This window comes from Grimontia indica (genome assembly GCF_000333895.2).
Taxonomy (GTDB): domain Bacteria; phylum Pseudomonadota; class Gammaproteobacteria; order Enterobacterales; family Vibrionaceae; genus Enterovibrio; species Enterovibrio indicus.
The window spans coordinates 120,606-138,226 of the sequence record NZ_ANFM02000032.1 but is presented as its reverse complement, the minus strand read 5'-3'; the positions used below and the strand labels follow the sequence as shown (position 1 = coordinate 138,226).

The window sequence follows — 17,621 nt, the reverse complement described above, 5'->3', positions numbered from 1 at the left end:
CTAACCTCTTGGGGCTCTCTAAATATGGCCATTAACGAGATTGAAATATTGAGTGATCTCGATCTCCGTTTGTTTGAGTTGTTAATTTTCTGCTGAAAATTTGGGGGCCGATTTTGTTGTGATTCTCTTCTCATAAACGGAAAAAGAGTCTCACACTTTTATTTTGAGGTTAAAAATAGAACACTTTTAACGGTGTGTTTTACGGCAAAATAGCCTTATGCAAGGTGTGTTGAGTTGTGGGTTTTACGTCGAAAATTAAGTTTGATTGTCGCTCTGCATAGCGATATACAAGCGTTGGCTGCGCTCTAAGGAAGGGGCATTCAAGTGCGCTGGCGAAGGTTTAGATAAGAGAACTCTGAGCAGCATCTAGCGCGTGAAAGAAAGACTAAGGCAGGAATGCATTTTGTCATGAGTGGAGCAAGCGCACGCCTGGGCTTATCTTTTGAGAAATGAAGTGTGAGGTAATTCATGTCGAAAAAAAGCCCCTGTGCGGGGCTTATTGGTATGACTGGATTATCTTGAAATCAACGTCTGAAGCCTCTCCCTGAGCACTTCAAGCTCACTTCTTTCTTTGTTTTCTTCAAGGCAACGTTCAAGAACAAAATCGATGGTGCTGATGACAGTACGCCAACGCGGCGATTTTGGAACGGTTTCGACGTGGAGGTACTTATCCAGCGTTCGTGTCTGCAGGGTGCTCCTATCCAGATAGACTCGCCAAAGCCCACTTTCTTCCGCCAGATCAAACTTGGTTTTTCCTGTCGAGTTCTGCCAGAAATTCAAGGTAGCACTCATGACTTTGACCAGAGTGTCGCGCAGGATATCGGCCTTATCCGGCTTGCTGCCAGAAAAACGGTCCGCCATGCGGGTGAATTCACCACCTAATTCCCTGAGTTGTTGCAGTTTGTCCATGTCGCCGTCATAGGCATAATCTGCCAGTGCCGAGACAGCATTTTCCAACAATTGCACACGGTGTGATGACGCTTTCTTACCCGTGTTGAGGATAAGCATCATTTGCAAGCCAGATGATTCCGGTAGCGTGATTAAGTCAGTGTCAATATCGACAATGTCTCCATCGATTTTAAACCTGAACTGGCCGCTGTAGTGACCTCGGTTTGATTCCGGTTCAGGCAACGCCATGGCAAGAAAATCATCGAGCTGATGGCGTTCAATCTGCTCTGCGCTTAAATGGAAGATTTCACTACACGCATCGTTGGCATAGGTGATCTTGCCACTTTCCTGTACACAGATAATCCCTTCAGATGCGCTATCGAGCATGCCGAGCAGTCTGTTTTGTACTTCGCGCAGACCTGCTTCTACCTGTTCCCTAAAGTGGATTTCTTTTTGCAGGGTGCGGTTATGTTCGCGTTCCTGTTCAGTCAGCGAAGCATTGATGTATGCGCGGATCCTGGCGCTCAGTTCATCCTTGTTGAAAGGTTTTGTCAGGTAGTCATTGGCTCCAGCATCAAAGCCTTTTACCTTATCCTGAACCTGCCCCAAGGCTGAAAGCATGATGATAGGCAGGTCAGCCCGGCTGTAACGCTCCCGAAGATGGCTACAGACTTCATAGCCACTTAATTCTGGCATCATGACGTCAAGCAGCATCAGCGATGGCTTTTCCATCGTAACGGATTCAATTGCCTGACGGCCATTTTCCACTGCTTTTACACGGTAGCCTTCAAGACGCAGGAAGTTATTTAGAACCTGCAAGTTTACTGGCTCATCGTCAACTACCAGAATCAAAGGACCGTCTGGGTTTTCCGGTAATTGGGTGTAATCAGCCTGATCAAGCTCTACCCGCGGCACAGCGAAATGCGCGTTGTTGGCGAGACGGGTTTTTGCTTTATCTTCCTCGGTTGCCAGGGGCAGGGTAAAGCTGAACGTGGTTCCCACCATCGGCTGACTGGATACGTAGAGTTGGCCGCCCATGATGTCGATAAGCTGTCGACTGATGGAAAGACCAAGTCCGGCGCCCTGACGATACTGCGCTGCATTGCCGCTCGCTTGTGTAAGAGGCTCGAAAATATACTCAAGCTGATCCGACGGGATACCTTGGCCAGTGTCTACCACCTGAATGCGCAACTGTCCTTCAAGCACAGTGGCAGAGATGATGATCTTGCCTTCGTCGGTGTATTTGATGGCATTGCCAATCAGGTTATACAGCACCTGCTCCAGACGCTGTTCATCGGCACGAACCAGCGGAAGGTCAATAGGCACCTGGTTGATTATACGCACCGGCTTTCCGCCCAGCAGATGGCTGGAAAGCTCAATAACCAGCCTCACTGCATTGGCGGTATCGACAGCTTGAGGAGAGATTTCAAGTTCGCCGTAACGCATCTTGTGGTAATCAAGCAAATCATCCACCAGGTTCGAGAGACGTTCGCCACTGTTGATGATCATTTGAAGCTGATGCTTTTGGCGTTCTGGCAGCGGACCTTCTGCGCCTGCCAGTATTGATTCGGCAATCCCCACCATGCCATGGAGCGGTGTACGCAGCTCATGGGAGGTTGTTGCTAGAAAGTCATCTTTCATGCGGTCAGCTTGTTGAAGCTCTTCGTTCTTTTGCTTGATGACCTGAATATTTTGTTCGAGCTCTTTATTTTGCTCGCGGATGAGAGCCAGTTTATCGCGCACTGAGCGCTGCATACGGGCAAAACTGACAGCCAGTCTACCAATTTCATCTTCGCGGTCTGTGCTGTTAATTTTCTGGTCCAGATCGCCCGCTGAAACTTGCTCAGCGGCCCAGGTCAGTTTGAGCAAAGGCGCCGTGATAGAGTTAGACAGCATGTGTGAAGCAATCACCACTAACAAAATGGCAATGACCATGACCGCAATGAAGATTTTTTCCAACTGGTAGATGCGGGCGAATGCTTCTTCTTCCGGTAACTCGAGGACGATAGCCCAGGAAGTACCCGGAATATCAACTGGCGCATAGGCACCCAATACGCGGTGATTCTCTGGACTCAGGAAACTACCGACATCACGAAGACCTGCGAGAGCGGCTTCAATCGCGGTACTGTTAATTGGTGCCAGTTTTTCTGTCGTTACCAGATTACGAGGGATAAGATCATTGCCCACCAACAGGGTGCTGATGTAGCCCTTCTCCTGGGGAGTTGAGTTGAGCATTTTATCCAGCGCATTGTTTGGCAATTTGAACAACACGTAGCTGTGCAGGTAGCCCTGCTGCATGATAGGTGCAGCAAACCACGCCACCATTTCACCATTGGTTTGCTGGGTGTAGTCGGTGAAAGCGATCGGCGTATTATCACTGTCTGTCAGAGGGCTATCGACCGTCTCCCTGATGTCAGAGAACGTTTTACCTACTGCGGTTTCACGCCATTTTTCAGAAAGCAGGTTTGAGCCAAAAGCGTCATCTTTTAACGCGGAATAAACCACGTTTCCGTGAATGTCGACCAGTAAAATATCTGAAAAATCAGAACGCTTCAGGTGTTCTTTATAGGCCCAGTCATAGCGCTTATGCAGCAGGCGATATCGCTCGCTGCCTATGAAATTGCTGTCGTTAGCGCCGGGTGGCAGCGTGGCATTTGAATCGGCGCCATAGCGCTCCCGGGCAACGTTGCGGGCCATTTCTTCCGTATCGCCAAGCTGTTGGAATGCGGCGATTAAACCGTAGAAGCGCCCGCCACTGGCGGTCGCAAGTTCTGAGCGGCTAAAAGATTTTACTTCCGAGTGACGCGCATCAAAGTAGCTGATGATTTGCTCTTTTTTGTTGTCACGTAGGAAAGATAGGTGTGTGGTGCTTTGTTGTTCAAGATCGCTGCTGTGCGATTCAAGGAAGAAAATAGCCAGCAGGGTGAGAGGCGTAATACTCAGCACCAGAAAAGCCAACATCAGCGTGTGCTGAAGTCGCTTGAATTTCTGTTTTTTTTGCATGTCTCTGCCTGAGAAATCGGAAATCAAAAAACGCCGTGCTTAGCCGAATATTGTCGAATTTGACGGTAGCTAAAAGAGGCGGATATGAAATTAATCCATCTCCAGCCCTTATACGGACTTATTTTTTATTGGCAAGTAAGTTATCAATGAACTCCGTGGTAGTGCGCAAAATTAACGTTTTTGACGGGAAATGAAACCCCCAACAACAAAAAGGGAGCCATTCGGCTCCCCCTGTGTTACTGGCGTTTTGATGCATGGTATATCGCGAACTTGTTGCTCTTGGCTGGTGTCTCGCAATGACTGAATGCCCTTTCAATAAACGGCGTATAACGAAGGAAGCTGTTGGCAACAATCGTCAATTCACCCGCACGGTTTAGGTATTCTGGCGCACGTTCGAGTAAGGTTTCTGTGGCGGCGTAATGCGTTTTAAGACCCGCATGAAACGGAGGATTACTCACGATATGGTCGAAATGCCCGTCAATATCGCTATAAACATCAGAAGCGAAAACTTCTCCGTCAAGATTGTTAAAACGCAAGGTTTCACGTGCTGAAGCAACGGCTAGCGCGCTGATGTCGACCATGGTGATTTGTGTGTTGGGATAACGTTGCTTAATCACCGTACCTATCACACCTGCTCCACAGCCAAAATCCAGCACTTTGCCTTTCAGTGTCGGTAAGTTATCCAGAAGCAGTTGAGTTCCTGCATCAAGTTCTCCATGACTGAATACACCAGGAAGAGAGCGGATAGTCAGTGATTGCTCACCCACATTGAGTGGATAGCTTTTGTACCAGTCTTCCAATACGAAAGGTGCTGGCTGGTTATCACATTGGCCCCAATAGAAGCTGCAGCGGCGGGCCGAGTCAAATTTTGTGACACGACCATAGGGCGCAAACATTTTCTCAATGCTTTTTACGCCGCTTCGGTTTTCGCCTACAACGGCTATCTCTGTTCCCGTGCCAAGCTCCGCCATGAGCATTGAAAGCAGAAAGTCAGCTTCGGCTTTTGCCTTCGGCCAGTAGAGCAGAACCATATCGACCTGAGGTGTGGCTTGATAGCTTTCACCAAATTGCACATCAATGTTTTGATAACGACGCATTTGATTGGCGTAAGCAAGGTTGGTTGTGAAGATGCTGACGCTTGCAGCAGTGCCTTCGAGCTCTGTTGCAAAGGTATCTTCCAACTCACCTGCAAGCAGAACGTGTTTGCCTTCGAAATACTCGAGCTGGCGAGCTGCAATTTGGCTAGGGGCTGTGTAGGACATGGATACCTCGGGGCTATCAAACAAAGAGGCGCGGATTTTCCCACAAAGTCACCTGTGAGGGAATATGCCGCGCCTTAGGTTCCTTAGCTCAACAGATCCTAGTATCAGCAGTTATCTTGCTTCTCAAGGAAGCTGTGGAATTCTGTTTCGTACATTCGGAACAGTACCAGTGTGAGCGAGAAAATGATGGGGCCATAAATCAATCCCATCAGGCCATACACATGCAGACCACCAATCAGTGAGAAGAAAATCAGCAGGGTATTCATCCCTGAGTTTCCTTGCATCAGCAGAGGACGAAGGATGTTATCAACCGAGCCCACCACGATAACGCCCCAACCTGCGAGGAAGGCAGCCCATTCCCATTGTCCAATCAATAGCAGGTAAGCGGCGGCTGGTAGCCAGATAAGTGCGGTTCCAACAACCGGAATAAACGAGGCAAAGGCCATCATTGTGCCCCAGAAAAGACCCGCAAACCCGGCAAGCCACATCGCGAAACCACCCACGATGCCTTGAGCGAGTGCGGTGAGGAAAGAACCTAGCACTGCTGACTTGGCCACTTTCTCTGCTTCATCCAACAAAGTATCTTCCTGACTGCGGGAAAGGGGGCTGACGTGACGCAGCATGTTGATGATCTTGTCGTGATCGCGGAGCAGGAAGAACAGCACGAATAGCATCAAGAGGAAGTTCACGAATACGCCTGTCACATCACCCAGGATTTTTGAACTCATGCCCAGCATTTGGGAGCTCATTGCTGACAGTGTCGAAGCGGCTTTGGCAACCAACTCCTGAGGGTTGATGGAGTCGGTAGGTAACCATTTATCGACTAAAGCCAGGCCGGATTTGACCAAAGGCGCTGCCAGAATTTCTTTTGCGCCTCCTTGCGTAAGCCACTCGTAGGCACCGGTAAAGAAGGTCACGCCCTGACTCAATATGGCGGCGGCGACAAAAATCAGGGGGATGATAATCATCACGGTCAATAACGTGCAGGAAAGCGCGGCAGCAACGTTTGGGTGGGATGGCAGCCTGTTTTCGATTTTCTCGTGCAGAGGAAAGAAAAGCAGGGAGACAATAAATGCCAGCACAATAGACCCCATGTAAGGGGCGATGAGCATGTAACAGGCATACGCTGCGAGAAGCAGTGCACCTATCAATGTCCAGTGTCTTGGTTCGGCCTTGAATGACGCCACAGCATGGCTCCTTAGTTTCTCTCCATCAATTGTGGAGAAGAGTGTTGTAAGGAAGCTATGATACGTTGTGATAATTCAACGAGAAAGGACAAAAATGATGGCGTGTTGCGAAGGCAACTGCGAGTCCAAAAAACGACGCAAACTGAGTCTGCCGTTACTTTGTGTTGTCGCCCTTGTGGTACTTGTCGTGATCAACTGGCAATAAAAAACGGAGCCTAAGCTCCGTTTTATCATCCTGACAGCGTTTACTCTGCTGCCAGTTTTGCAAAAGCGCGGTCAGCGGCTGCTAATGTCGCTTCTAGCTCTTTCTCGCAATGTGCCAGAGAGGTGAAGCTTGCTTCAAATGCAGATGGCGCTAAATACACGCCTTCTTCGAGCATTAGATGGAAGAAGCGTTTGAATTTCTCAATATCACATTGTTGAACGTCAGCAAAACAGCTGATGGTGTCTTTGTTGGTAAAGAAGAAGCCGAACATACCGCCAACTTGGTTTACCGCCAGAGCAACGCCGTGTTTATCAGCCGCGGTTTTGAAACCTTCAGCCAAACGCTTGGTCAGCTCTGCAAGATGCGCTTCATTGCCTTCTTTTGACAACTCGGTCAGCGCCGCTTCACCGGCTGCCATGGCGACTGGGTTACCGGAAAGCGTACCCGCCTGATAAACAGGACCTGTTGGTGCAATGTATTCCATCACGTCACGACGGCCTCCGAATGCACCTACTGGCATACCGCCACCGATAACTTTACCCAGAGTCGTCAGATCCGGTTTGATGTTGTAATGCGCCTGCGCGCCGCCCAAAGCAACACGGAAACCTGTCATTACTTCATCGAAAATCAACAGTGCGCCGAATTCGTCACACAGTGCTCGAAGCCCTTCCAGGAAGCCTTCCTGTGGTGGAATACAGTTCATGTTGCCGGCCACAGGTTCAACGATAATGCACGAAATCTCTTCTGGGTATTGCTCGAAAGCTGCTCGCACTGAGTCCAGGTCGTTGAAGGTACAAGTCAGAGTGTGTTTAGCGAAATCTGCTGGCACGCCCGGAGAGGTAGGCTCACCCAGTGTCAGTGCACCGGAACCCGCCTTCACCAGCAGGCAGTCTGCATGGCCGTGGTAGCAGCCTTCAAACTTAATGAATTTGTCGCGGCGGGTAAAACCACGTGCCAGACGGATTGCACTCATAGTCGCTTCGGTACCAGAGCTCACCATGCGAACCATTTCCATTGATGGAACCAGCTTGCTAACCAGCTCAGCCAGCGTGATTTCGCGGGCAGTTGGCGCGCCGAAGCTCAGGCCATTTTGCGCTGCGGTGATCACGGCATCACGAATGCTTGGGTGGTTGTGACCCAGGATCATAGGACCCCAAGAACCAACGTAGTCGATGTAGGCTTTTCCGTCTGCGTCATAAATGTACGCGCCATCAGCACGTTCGATAAAAATAGGATCGCCGCCTACACCTGCGAAAGCGCGAACGGGAGAGTTCACACCGCCAGGGATGGTTTTGCGGGCTTGCTGAAATAGCTCGGCTGATTTTGTCATGCTTCTTTCCTGGGCCTTTTGATCGAAAATTTTCTGTCGGTGCGTATTGTACGGGATACGTTTAAAGGGTGCGAGATGGATGATGAGGTAAGCATCACATCCGGCTTAAACATGGTGTATATTGCGGATAAGTTTCTGCGTGATGAGCAATACTTGAACGAATTAGTCAGGTATTAGATAATGCGGTCAAATTATAAAGAATTAATGTGAGGTAATAATGAGTGATGCCGCTTTGCCACTGCAGTTTTCAGAAACCGCAGCGAACAAGGTAAAAACGCTGATTCAGGAAGAGGAAAACCCGAATCTGAAACTGCGCGTGTATATCACTGGTGGCGGCTGTAGTGGGTTCCAGTATGGCTTCACGTTTGATGAAAACGTTAATGATGGTGATATGACCATCGAAAGAAGTGGTGTCACCTTGGTGGTTGACCCAATGAGCCTGCAATATTTGATCGGCGGCGTCGTCGATTACACAGAAGGGTTAGAAGGTTCACGTTTCTTCGTAAATAACCCAAACGCAACCACTACCTGTGGTTGTGGCGCCTCTTTCAGTGTATAAACTATAAGACACTTTTAAAGCCGCGGCAGTTCTTAAAGAAACTGCCGCGTCTTTTTCATTGGGCCAGTCGGATCAGCGTCCATTTTCTTTTACTGCAGTAACTACGTCAGGATGGAACGATTATGACGAATGCAGGCGCGAAAACGTCTTTCCTCTCCCAGCGTCCCTGGGTCATTTCTCTTGTATTGCTTTGTGGTTTGGTCTTTTGGGTTGGCAGCGGTCATAGCAATGAACAGTCTGACGCTGACAAAAAAGAACCAGCGGCAGCACCGTTAACGAAAGTCGGCGTTGAAACATTCCACTCAGAGCCGGTGACCCGTTCTATTTCGTTATATGGACGCACGGCACCAGATCGCTCAGCCACCATTTCGGCGGAAGCAGCAGGCAGGGTCACCAAAGTGTCTGTCCGTAAAGGGGCTTCGGTTAAGCAGGGTGATTTACTGCTTTATATCGACAAAGCCGACCGTCAGGCGCAACTCGAACGCGCTGAGGCACTACTTTTGGTGCGTGAAAAAGAATACAACGCAGCCCAATCATTGAAGAAAAAAGGGCTTCAAGGCGAAGTGGCGTTCTCGCTGGCGCAGGCCAATTTGGTGGAAGCCCGAGCGACAGTGAAAAACCTCAAACTGGCACTGTCTCACACCGAGGTAAAAGCACCGTTTGATGGCATTGTTGATGACCTAAATGTGGAAGTCGGTGACTATCTTGGCATCGGCGATCCTATGGCGACTCTGATCGATCTCGATCCTCTAATCGTGACTGCTGATGTAAGCGAAAAACACATCAGCGATATAGATGCGGATTTGCCAGCCAATATTTTGCTGGTTAATGGAGCTATGAAAGAAGGGCGTTTGCGCTATCAATCCAGTATTTCATCTCCAGCAACCAACACTTTCACTATTGAACTGGAAATTCCTAACCCAGAGCAAAAACTGCCTGCAGGTATCAGTGCCGAAGTGGACCTTGCTTTAGAGCAGCAGAGCGCTGTGAAGCTGAGCCCCTCAATGTTGGCATTGGATGAAAAAGGTAACTTAGGAGTGAAAACCTTAAAAGGTGACAAGGTTGCCTTTGTCTCTGCCAAAGTCGTTAAAGCTGAGCAAAATGGCGTTTGGCTGGCAGGCCTTGGTGATACGGTGGACGTTATCACCAAAGGACAGGGCTTTGTGCGTGACGGTGATGCCGTCGAGGCGGTGCGTCAAGCGTCGGCACAATAAGGGGAGCATCTCATGAGAACATTGATTGATGCGTCACTGGCTCGTACCCGTACCATGGTCACCTTGTTGTTGGTGCTTTTGGTGGCGGGCTTTTACACCTATCAAACCATTCCGAAAGAGTCTGATCCTGACATCACCATTCCGGTGATTTATGTCTCTGTCAGCCACGAAGGCATTTCCCCAGAAGATGCTGAGCGTCTTTTGGTGCGTCCGGTTGAGCAAGAACTTCGCTCGATTGAAGGCATCAAGGAGATGACGGCAACGGCGACGGAAGGCCACGCTTCTGTGACGCTTGAGTTTAACGTCGGTGTTGATCTCAATGAAGCCATGGCGGATGTACGTGAAGCTGTAGATCTGGTGAAGCCGCGTTTGCCGGACGACAGTGACGAACCAACCGTCAACGAAGTCACTTTCGCCAACATGCAGCCCGTATTGTCGATTGCTTTGTATGGCGATGTTTCTGAGCGTGCGATTGTAAAAATCGCGCGACAGCTTCAGGAAGAACTGGAGGGCTTTAAGCAAATCCTCGAAGTGGATATTGCCGGCGATCGTGACGACGTGGTGGAAATTATCGTCGAACCTCTGTTGTTGGAAAGCTATGGGCTGGATCAGCAAGACATCTTTAATCTGGTTTCCCGTAACAACCGTGTTGTCGCTGCAGGGTATGTGGATACCGGCTACGGCCGCTTTTCCGTCAAAGTGCCTTCCGTATTCGAAACTGCCAATGATGTCCTAACGCTCCCTATAAAGATTGAAGGCAATCAGGTGGTCACGGTGGGCGATGTTGCAACCGTTCGCCGCGCGTTCAAAGATCCGGAAAGCTTTGCCCGTCTGGATGGTAAGCCAGCGGTCGTGTTGGATGTGAAAAAGCGCGCTGGCGAGAACATCATCGAGACCGTCGAGCTAGCCAAGGCGGTGATGAATGAAGCGCAGAAATCTCCGCTTTGGCCGGGAGCCCTTCAAGTGAAATACACTTGGGACGGCTCTGAAGATGTACGTTCGATGCTGACGGATCTTCAAAACAACATCCTCTCTGCTATTTTACTGGTGGTGATTGTCATTATCGCCATTCTGGGGGCACGTACTGCGCTGCTGGTGGGCGTTTCCATTCCTGGCTCCTTCTTAACGGGGTTGGTGGTGCTGTCATTAGCCGGACTGACGGTCAATATCGTTGTGCTGTTTTCTCTCATCATGGCGGTTGGCTTGTTGGTTGATGGTGCGATTGTGGTGACGGAATATGCCGATCGCCGGATGCGTGAAGGTGTGGATCGTAAAATGGCCTTCCGGGAGGCTGCGCACCGCATGGCATGGCCGATTATCGCGTCGACAGCCACTACTCTGGCGGCCTTTGCTCCGCTTCTGTTCTGGCCGGGTATCACGGGTGAGTTCATGGGATACATGCCATTAACCCTGATAGCAACGCTTGCTGCTTCTCTGGCGATGGCACTGTTGTTTGTGCCAGTGCTGGGCAGCATGGTCGGTGAACCGCTTCCTCTAACAGCAGAGCAACAGGCCCGAACCCATGCGCTTGAGCAAGGTGATTTCTCTCAAGCCCGCGGTATCACGCGTGCTTATATCAATACGCTTTCCATTGCGATCAAGCACCCGATTAAAATTTTGATTGCCGCTTTGATTGTGGCTGGTGGTGTGTTCTTCGCTTACGGGAAATCAGGCCTTGGCTCAGAATTCTTCCCTGACGTCGATCCGGCATTCTTCAACATCAAAGTGCGCTCGCATGGTGATCTTTCTATCTTCGAAAAAGACGCCTTGATGGCCGAAGTTGAAGAGCGTGTCATGGGCATGGACGAGATTGAATCCGTTTACACCAAAACCGGAGGTCAGGATGAGATTGGCGTGATCCAAATGAAGCCTGTCGATTGGCAAGAGCGCCGTAAGGTAAAAGAGATCATCGAAGAGCTTCGTGAGAAAACGGCGGATTTATCGGGTTTGGAACTGGAGTTCAAAAAACCTGATGCTGGCCCGCCGAGCGATCACGATTTATCGATTGAGGTCAGTGCGGCAAACCCTGCGCTGATCGCGCCTGCTGCCAAGCAAATTCGCAGTCTGCTTGAACAGGACCCGGCATTCACCAACTACAGTGACACCTTGACCAAACCAGGCATTGATTGGTCGATTGATATCAACCGTGAAGATGCTGCCCGCTTTGGTGCAGACGCCCTGCTGGTAGGTAACACGGTACAGTTCGTCACCAATGGCCTCAAGATTGGTGATTACTTGCCAGATGATGCCAGTGAAGAAGTGGATATTCTGGTGCGTTATCCTGAAGAGAAGCGCGATATTGGACGCTTTGATGAACTCCGGGTGATGACGCCTTATGGGTTGGTGCCCATCACTAACTTCGCCCAAATTAAGCCAGAGCCGAAACAAGGCAATATCGACCGTGTTGATGGCAAGCGTGTGGTGAAGGTCATGGCCGATATGACGGAAGGATATAACCTCAGCTTGTCGTTGCCCGGATTGAACGAGCATATCGAACGTTTGGGGCTATCTCCAGAAGTCAAAGTCACACTGCGTGGACAAAATGAAGAGCAGGATGAAAGTTCAGCCTTCCTGATGACAGCCTTTTTGGCAGCATTGGCGGCAATGGCTTTGATCCTCATTACCCAATTCAACAGCTTCTATCAGGCGTTCCTGATTTTGAGTGCAGTCTTGTTCTCGACAGTGGGTGTCTTCCTTGGCCTTCTGGTGTTCCAGCGTCCGTTTGGGGTCATCATGTCTGGCGTTGGGGTGATTACGCTTGCGGGGATTGTGGTGAACAACAACATTGTATTGATTGATACCTACAATGTAATGCGTCGCCGAGGCCTTGAAAAAGTTGATGCCATCTTACGCACCGGTGCTCAGCGTTTACGTCCGGTACTGTTAACTACCGTAACGACGATTCTGGGTCTACTGCCAATGGTACTGGAAATGAACGTTGACTTGGTGAACCGCGGTATTGAATTCGGCGCGCCGAGTACTCAGTGGTGGTCTCAACTTGCTACAGCCGTAGCCGGTGGTTTGGCGTTCTCTACAGTACTGACTTTGGTGCTCACCCCTTGTCTTCTGATGCTGGCCCGTGAGCCAAAAAGGGTGAAGAAAGAAACCAATATGATTTGGCAAACCGAAGAGAAGGAGTCGACGCTCCCAAAGCCACAACGAGAAGCTGAGCCTCAGCTTTGAGGCGGAATTTCGACGTACAAAAAAGCAGCGCTTATGCGCTGCTTTTTATTTTCTATCAAACTGCTAAGAAGAAACGCGTTCCAGGGTGCCGATGGATGCTAAAAGTTGCTCGAACTTATTGAGTTGTGCCATGCGGTCTTTAGCCAGTTCAATAAAAGCGGTCTTTTCCTTACCTGCCAGTGATTTCGATTGTGGCAATTTGACGGTTCTTGGGTTCTTATGAACACCGTTTACCAGAAATTCGTAGTGAAGGTGAGGGCCTGTCACGCGGCCGGTACCACCGAGTGTACCAATGGTTTGTCCTTGTTTGACGCGCTGACCTGTTTTCACTTTACGCTTGGTCAGGTGGAGGTACTTGGTGATGTAGGTTGAGCTATGACGGATGAAAACGTAGTGGCCATTGAACTTGTTGTAGGCAGACTTCATCACGACACCATCGCCTGCCGCCCAAATCGGTGTACCAACAGGTGCGACATAATCTGTGCCGCGGTGTGCTTTAACGCGACCCGTCACAGGGTGCAGTCGGCGTGGGTTGAAGTTCGAACTGACGTACCGGAAGTTAACGGGTGAGCGCAGGAAGGCTTTTCTCATTGCGCGGCCTTTCTCATCGTAATACTTACCGGTTTCAGAGCGGATTGCAGTGAAGGTTTCGCCCTGGTTGGTAAATGTCGCGGCAAGAATATTACCTCGGCCAATCATTTCACCTTCAACCAACTGCTCTTCAAACAGCACCGAAAATTTGTCGCCCTGACGGATGTCGAGAGCGAAGTCGATGTCCCAACCGAAAATGCCCGCCAGCTCCATGATTTGATTGGCGTTGAGTCCTGCTGCGACGCCAGCATTCCAGAAACTGGAGGTGATGGTTGCCGAGGCAAAGTTCACCTGAGTATCAATTTGCTTGGATTCTGTTTTGGAGAAGAACTCATCACCAATGCGGGTGACGACAAGTTTCTCATTGGCATTTTTCGGCTGCACGAGCTGAGTGAATAAGCCGTTTTCGTCAAAGCCAAGGTGAATTTCATCCCCCACTTTCAACGAGGCTAACGATTTGGTGCCTTTATCACTGTTGATCAGCCGGTAAAGGGTGGTGGGGCTTATCCCTACTCGGTTAAAAATAACCGCCAGACTGTCACCGGCTTTCACCTTGAACTTATGCCACTCCAAGGGGGCGTAAGCCTGCACGGGCTGTTGCTCATTTTCAGGTGGAAGTAAGGAAACGGTATCGAGATGAATTGGGTATTGTTTTCCCACCTCGAACTTGGCATCCGGATGTGAAGCTGGTGTTTCGGTGGGGAGCAAAATCAGCACCACAACAAGGGCACTGAGAGCCATGATCAAGACTTGGTGAAGTCTAGGTAGCGCAGCAATATGTTTAACAGGCATTAAAAAACAGTCGTTAAGGAAAGTGAATTAAACAGGGAGCTGCTTGTTTGTGCCAACTTTCTCGAAAAAACCGATCGGCTTAAGCATTCCTTTTCTCTACTAACAAGTCTAACTGGTTTCAAAAACCATCGCTATTCAAGTAGTATGTCGGCTTACGAAAAAATGCCGATTCTGTGGGAGCGATAAAATATGGCGAGCATTGAAGCCGCGCTAGCTGAAATTAAGCGTGGTGTTGAGGAGTTGATTCCTGAAGAGGGACTCATTGCAAAACTGAAAGAGAACCGTCCTCTTCGTATCAAGTTGGGCGCGGATCCAACTGCACCGGATATTCACCTTGGTCACACTGTGATCATGAATAAATTGCGTGCCTTCCAGGAGCTGGGCCATGAAGTTATCTTCCTGATCGGTGATTATACCGCGATGGTAGGTGACCCAAGCGGTAAGAACACAACGCGTCCACCGCTGACGCGTGAGCAGGTTCTGAGCAATGCTGAGACTTACAAAGAGCAGATCTTCAAAATTCTGGATCCAGAGAAAACCCGCATTGAGTTCAACTCAAGCTGGCTGAGTGAGCTGGGTACGGATGGCATGATTCGTCTGGCTGCGAGTTCTACCGTTGCGCGTATGCTTGAGCGTGACGATTTCAAAAAGCGTTATAGCAACAACCAGCCAATCGCGATCCACGAGTTCATTTATCCGCTCCTGCAAGGTTATGACTCTGTGGCGCTGGAAGCTGATGTTGAACTGGGTGGTACTGACCAGAAGTTCAACCTGCTGATGGGGCGTGAGCTGCAAAAGCAAAACAGCCAATCACAGCAAGTCGTGATCACCATGCCTCTGCTGGTGGGTCTGGATGGCGTGAAGAAAATGTCGAAGTCAGCGAACAACTACATCGGTATCAGCGATGTACCGACTGAGATGTTCGGAAAAATCATGTCTATCTCTGACGATCTGATGTGGAACTACTACGAACTGTTGTCGTTCCGTCCATTGGAAGAGATTGCGGGTCTTAAAGAAGAAATTGCTAACGGCCGTAACCCACGTGACGTGAAGATCCTGCTGGCGAAAGAAATCATTGCTCGCTTCCACTCAGAAGCGGATGCAGAAGCGGCAGAGGCTGAGTTCATCAACCGTTTCCAGAAAGGCGCAATGCCTGACGAAATGCCAGAGTTTTCTTTTGAGCAAGGTGTTGCTATCGCTAACCTGCTGAAAGATGCAGCACTGGTAGGTTCAACCTCAGACGCAATGCGTATGATTCGCCAGGGCGCGGTGAAAATCGACGGCGAGAAGTTGGACGATACCAAGCTGGTACCAGCAGCCGGCACTGCCGTTTACCAGGTCGGTAAACGCAAATTTGCCCGTATCACGCTGGCATAATCACGAAAAAGGCGCCAAATGGCGCCTTTTTGCTAACTTTAGATAGCTGCTATCGAATCAGCTCCGCCACCCGCTCACCCAATCGCACCGCAGTTTTTGCATCCACCGGATGAAGACCACTCTCTGTATCAGCCAGTGCAACTACGCCAAGAGAAGCATTTAGGCGGTTAAAGTCTTTGCTGAGTGCGCCTTCTGGCGCATCAATGCCCACCCAAAGCATACTGTGCTGAGTAGCCAGTACATTGAAATATTCCACCGTGCTTTGTACTTCGCCACAAGGGCTGCCGCCAATGGTAAACCCAGCGGCGAACTTGTTCTTCCATCGCTGCTTGGACCAACTTTCACTGCTCGCATCAGCAAAAGCTTTGAACTGTGCTGTCGGACCGCCCATGTATGTTGGTGAGCCGAAGATGATGGCATCCATGTCACTGAGCTCTTCGAACAACGCGTCGTTTTTGAAGCGTCCTTCAAAGATGTCTGAACCTAATATGCGGTAAGCAAAAACCTGTGCCCCTTGCGTTTCTGCGCCGCATGCCACGGCTTTAGCCAGTGCATCCGTAGTACCGGTTTGTGAGAAATAAACAATCGCGATTTTTTTCATAAAGATCCCTTTAGCCTGACGTTGATTGCGAATAGCGCCTCGTCCAGTTGTAATTCGTTATAAATCCGGGCGCAGCTGTAGATAAGTTTGATGGTGTGATCGTCTTGTGTTGCCAGCGCCTGGTTAGAACACAGATCCCAATCCGGTTGGACACTTCTGCATTCGAGAGTGGCAGGCTCACGGTATTCAGCAGTACATGCTGCACCGACATAGGCCTGCCAGAAACAGTCGAGAGCGAAATCAAAATTGTCGATAAACGGCGCGAGTGATAGCAGAGCCTGAAAGCCGGTTACGCCATGGAGCAAGGTGAAATCATTGCTGGCGGCATATTGCGAGAGCACCACAATGGCAACGGACTCTTTGGTCAATGAAGCAGGCTGTGTGGAAACAGCGTGGTACTTAGCAAGTTCCCGTAATTCTTCGACATGATCGATGATGATCCCTTCTCGATAGGTGTGATCCCGCATTACCCCAAGTGCCTCATTGAGATGGGAAACGGTGTCTTTATCCGTGGCATATTGCAGATTTCCTAATGGCGTAAACCCGGAGGACCAGTAGGCAAGTGCGTGACTGATCTCTGTGAAGTCTTCACTTTCCACCGCATAGGCGAGGCGAATTAAGGCATGGAAAGAACCTGCCGCGATACCGGGCAGTAAGGTTGGCAAAGCCTTCTTTAATGTTGCTTCAATGCCTTTGGTTTCCAGCTCCTTGCAGTAATAGAGCACGAAATCCGCATTGTGTGTTTTCTCCCCAAGCTTTAATACTTGAGGGGTAACAGGATTTTGTTCCACTTCCAGATGAGGGGTTGCCCGTTGGAACTCGTCATGTAAGTCCTTTGATGAGGCACCTAGCCGGGACATGGCAATCAGCGCCATGGGCAAGTGGTTGGAAAGCCTCGGCCCAAAGGCTGGAGAATATCGATGTCCATGCCTGATGAGTGATAGTGCTTCTGACGTTATTGGTTTAAACATGACTGCTTCTCTCTATTTTTATTCGTTCTTAAAGCAGGTAATCGTTCCGGCTTTCGATGGAATCGGTCAGGTATTCGATGAATTCCCACTCCATACCATCGCTATCGAAAAAATATGCACGTTTGCGGGCTGGATGGCTCTTGTCAAAAGAGGCCTCTTGATAGCCCGCTTCACGCAGACGTTCCGCCGTACCTTCCGCATCTCCCACCACAAAGCCAATGTGATTGACACCAAGTTGACGGTAAGGGACTCGTTCGACAGCTTTGTCGATGACCACTTCCTGAAGGGCGATGTAAGAGGTGTCAGTACCTAGATGGCACCAGCCGTAATCATCATTCTGGCCTGAGCCACGAATGGAGAACTCCGGCATGGCTGTCTGCAAAAACCGGATTGCGTTATCGAGATTGGTCACAGTGATATTGGCGTGTTCGACATAGCTGCTCATGGGATGCTCCTCG

The 17,621-nt window shown here is 49.8% G+C and carries 12 protein-coding genes; 4 read left to right on the top strand and 8 right to left on the bottom strand.

From position 1 onward, the window contains the following. Positions 1-513: 513 nt before the first annotated feature. The 4 genes from D515_RS17700 to hemL form a co-directional block, all read right to left on the bottom strand. Positions 514-3,891 (bottom strand): hybrid sensor histidine kinase/response regulator, encoded by a 3,378-nt coding sequence (locus D515_RS17700; protein WP_002540444.1) that lies wholly within the window; start codon positions 3,889-3,891, stop codon positions 514-516. A gap of 236 nt (positions 3,892-4,127) precedes the next feature. After that, positions 4,128-5,153: a 16S rRNA (guanine(1207)-N(2))-methyltransferase RsmC gene (gene rsmC, locus D515_RS17695; protein ID WP_002540443.1), complete on the bottom strand. Its 1,026-nt coding sequence runs from the start codon at positions 5,151-5,153 to the stop codon at positions 4,128-4,130. Between the two features lie 104 nt (positions 5,154-5,257). Further along, positions 5,258-6,340 carry an AI-2E family transporter gene (locus D515_RS17690; RefSeq protein ID WP_002540442.1) on the bottom strand — a complete coding sequence of 361 codons (1,083 nt, stop codon included), beginning with the start codon at positions 6,338-6,340 and terminating at the stop codon, positions 5,258-5,260. Positions 6,341-6,585: 245 nt separating this feature from the next. Then, positions 6,586-7,875, bottom strand: coding sequence for a glutamate-1-semialdehyde 2,1-aminomutase (gene hemL, locus D515_RS17685; protein ID WP_002540441.1), 1,290 nt, complete (start codon positions 7,873-7,875; stop codon positions 6,586-6,588). Between the two features lie 217 nt (positions 7,876-8,092). On the opposite strand from hemL, the gene erpA reads away from it, so the two are divergent. From erpA to D515_RS17670, 3 genes are all read left to right on the top strand, one after another. Then, on the top strand, positions 8,093-8,434 hold the full coding sequence (erpA, locus tag D515_RS17680) for an iron-sulfur cluster insertion protein ErpA (RefSeq protein ID WP_002540439.1): 342 nt from the start codon (positions 8,093-8,095) through the stop codon (positions 8,432-8,434). A gap of 122 nt (positions 8,435-8,556) precedes the next feature. Then, positions 8,557-9,648, top strand: coding sequence for an efflux RND transporter periplasmic adaptor subunit (locus tag D515_RS17675; protein ID WP_002540437.1), 1,092 nt, complete (start codon positions 8,557-8,559; stop codon positions 9,646-9,648). A gap of 12 nt (positions 9,649-9,660) precedes the next feature. Then, positions 9,661-12,831 (top strand): efflux RND transporter permease subunit, encoded by a 3,171-nt coding sequence (locus tag D515_RS17670; protein WP_002540436.1) that lies wholly within the window; start codon positions 9,661-9,663, stop codon positions 12,829-12,831. Positions 12,832-12,894: 63 nt separating this feature from the next. On the opposite strand, the gene D515_RS17665 is transcribed toward D515_RS17670, so the two are convergent. Next, a complete protein-coding gene (locus tag D515_RS17665; protein WP_002540435.1) occupies positions 12,895-14,214 on the bottom strand; it encodes a peptidoglycan DD-metalloendopeptidase family protein in 1,320 nt (439 codons plus the stop codon). A 189-nt stretch (positions 14,215-14,403) separates the two neighbouring features. Between D515_RS17665 and tyrS the strand changes: the two genes are divergently transcribed. Continuing rightward, complete coding sequence (gene tyrS, locus D515_RS17660) at positions 14,404-15,591, top strand: tyrosine--tRNA ligase (RefSeq protein ID WP_002540434.1); 1,188 nt, start codon at positions 14,404-14,406, stop codon at positions 15,589-15,591. A 49-nt stretch (positions 15,592-15,640) separates the two neighbouring features. Here the strand turns inward: tyrS and D515_RS17655 are convergent, their stop codons facing one another. Genes D515_RS17655 through D515_RS17645 form a run of 3 tightly spaced genes read right to left on the bottom strand, consistent with a single transcriptional unit; the run spans position 15,641 to position 17,608 of the window. Beyond that, complete coding sequence (locus D515_RS17655) at positions 15,641-16,192, bottom strand: flavodoxin family protein (protein ID WP_002540432.1); 552 nt, start codon at positions 16,190-16,192, stop codon at positions 15,641-15,643. Next, complete coding sequence (locus tag D515_RS17650; protein WP_039850274.1) at positions 16,189-17,163, bottom strand: questin oxidase family protein; 975 nt, start codon at positions 17,161-17,163, stop codon at positions 16,189-16,191. The genes D515_RS17655 and D515_RS17650 overlap by 4 nt, the downstream gene beginning before the upstream one ends. 28 nt (positions 17,164-17,191) lie before the next feature. Continuing rightward, positions 17,192-17,608: a VOC family protein gene (locus D515_RS17645; protein WP_002540429.1), complete on the bottom strand. Its 417-nt coding sequence runs from the start codon at positions 17,606-17,608 to the stop codon at positions 17,192-17,194. Between the last annotated feature and the right edge of the window lie 13 nt (positions 17,609-17,621).

Coding starts and splice junctions, on each gene's coding strand:
- D515_RS17675 (WP_002540437.1), top strand. CDS start 8,557: ATGACGAATGCAGGCGCGAAAACGTCTTTCCTCTCCCAGCGTCCCTGG.
- rsmC (WP_002540443.1), bottom strand. CDS start 5,153: ATGTCCTACACAGCCCCTAGCCAAATTGCAGCTCGCCAGCTCGAGTAT.
- hemL (WP_002540441.1), bottom strand. CDS start 7,875: ATGACAAAATCAGCCGAGCTATTTCAGCAAGCCCGCAAAACCATCCCT.
- D515_RS17645 (WP_002540429.1), bottom strand. CDS start 17,608: ATGAGCAGCTATGTCGAACACGCCAATATCACTGTGACCAATCTCGAT.
- D515_RS17700 (WP_002540444.1), bottom strand. CDS start 3,891: ATGCAAAAAAAACAGAAATTCAAGCGACTTCAGCACACGCTGATGTTG.
- erpA (WP_002540439.1), top strand. CDS start 8,093: ATGAGTGATGCCGCTTTGCCACTGCAGTTTTCAGAAACCGCAGCGAAC.
- D515_RS17665 (WP_002540435.1), bottom strand. CDS start 14,214: ATGCCTGTTAAACATATTGCTGCGCTACCTAGACTTCACCAAGTCTTG.
- D515_RS17650 (WP_039850274.1), bottom strand. CDS start 17,163: ATGTTTAAACCAATAACGTCAGAAGCACTATCACTCATCAGGCATGGA.
- tyrS (WP_002540434.1), top strand. CDS start 14,404: ATGGCGAGCATTGAAGCCGCGCTAGCTGAAATTAAGCGTGGTGTTGAG.
- D515_RS17670 (WP_002540436.1), top strand. CDS start 9,661: ATGAGAACATTGATTGATGCGTCACTGGCTCGTACCCGTACCATGGTC.
- D515_RS17655 (WP_002540432.1), bottom strand. CDS start 16,192: ATGAAAAAAATCGCGATTGTTTATTTCTCACAAACCGGTACTACGGAT.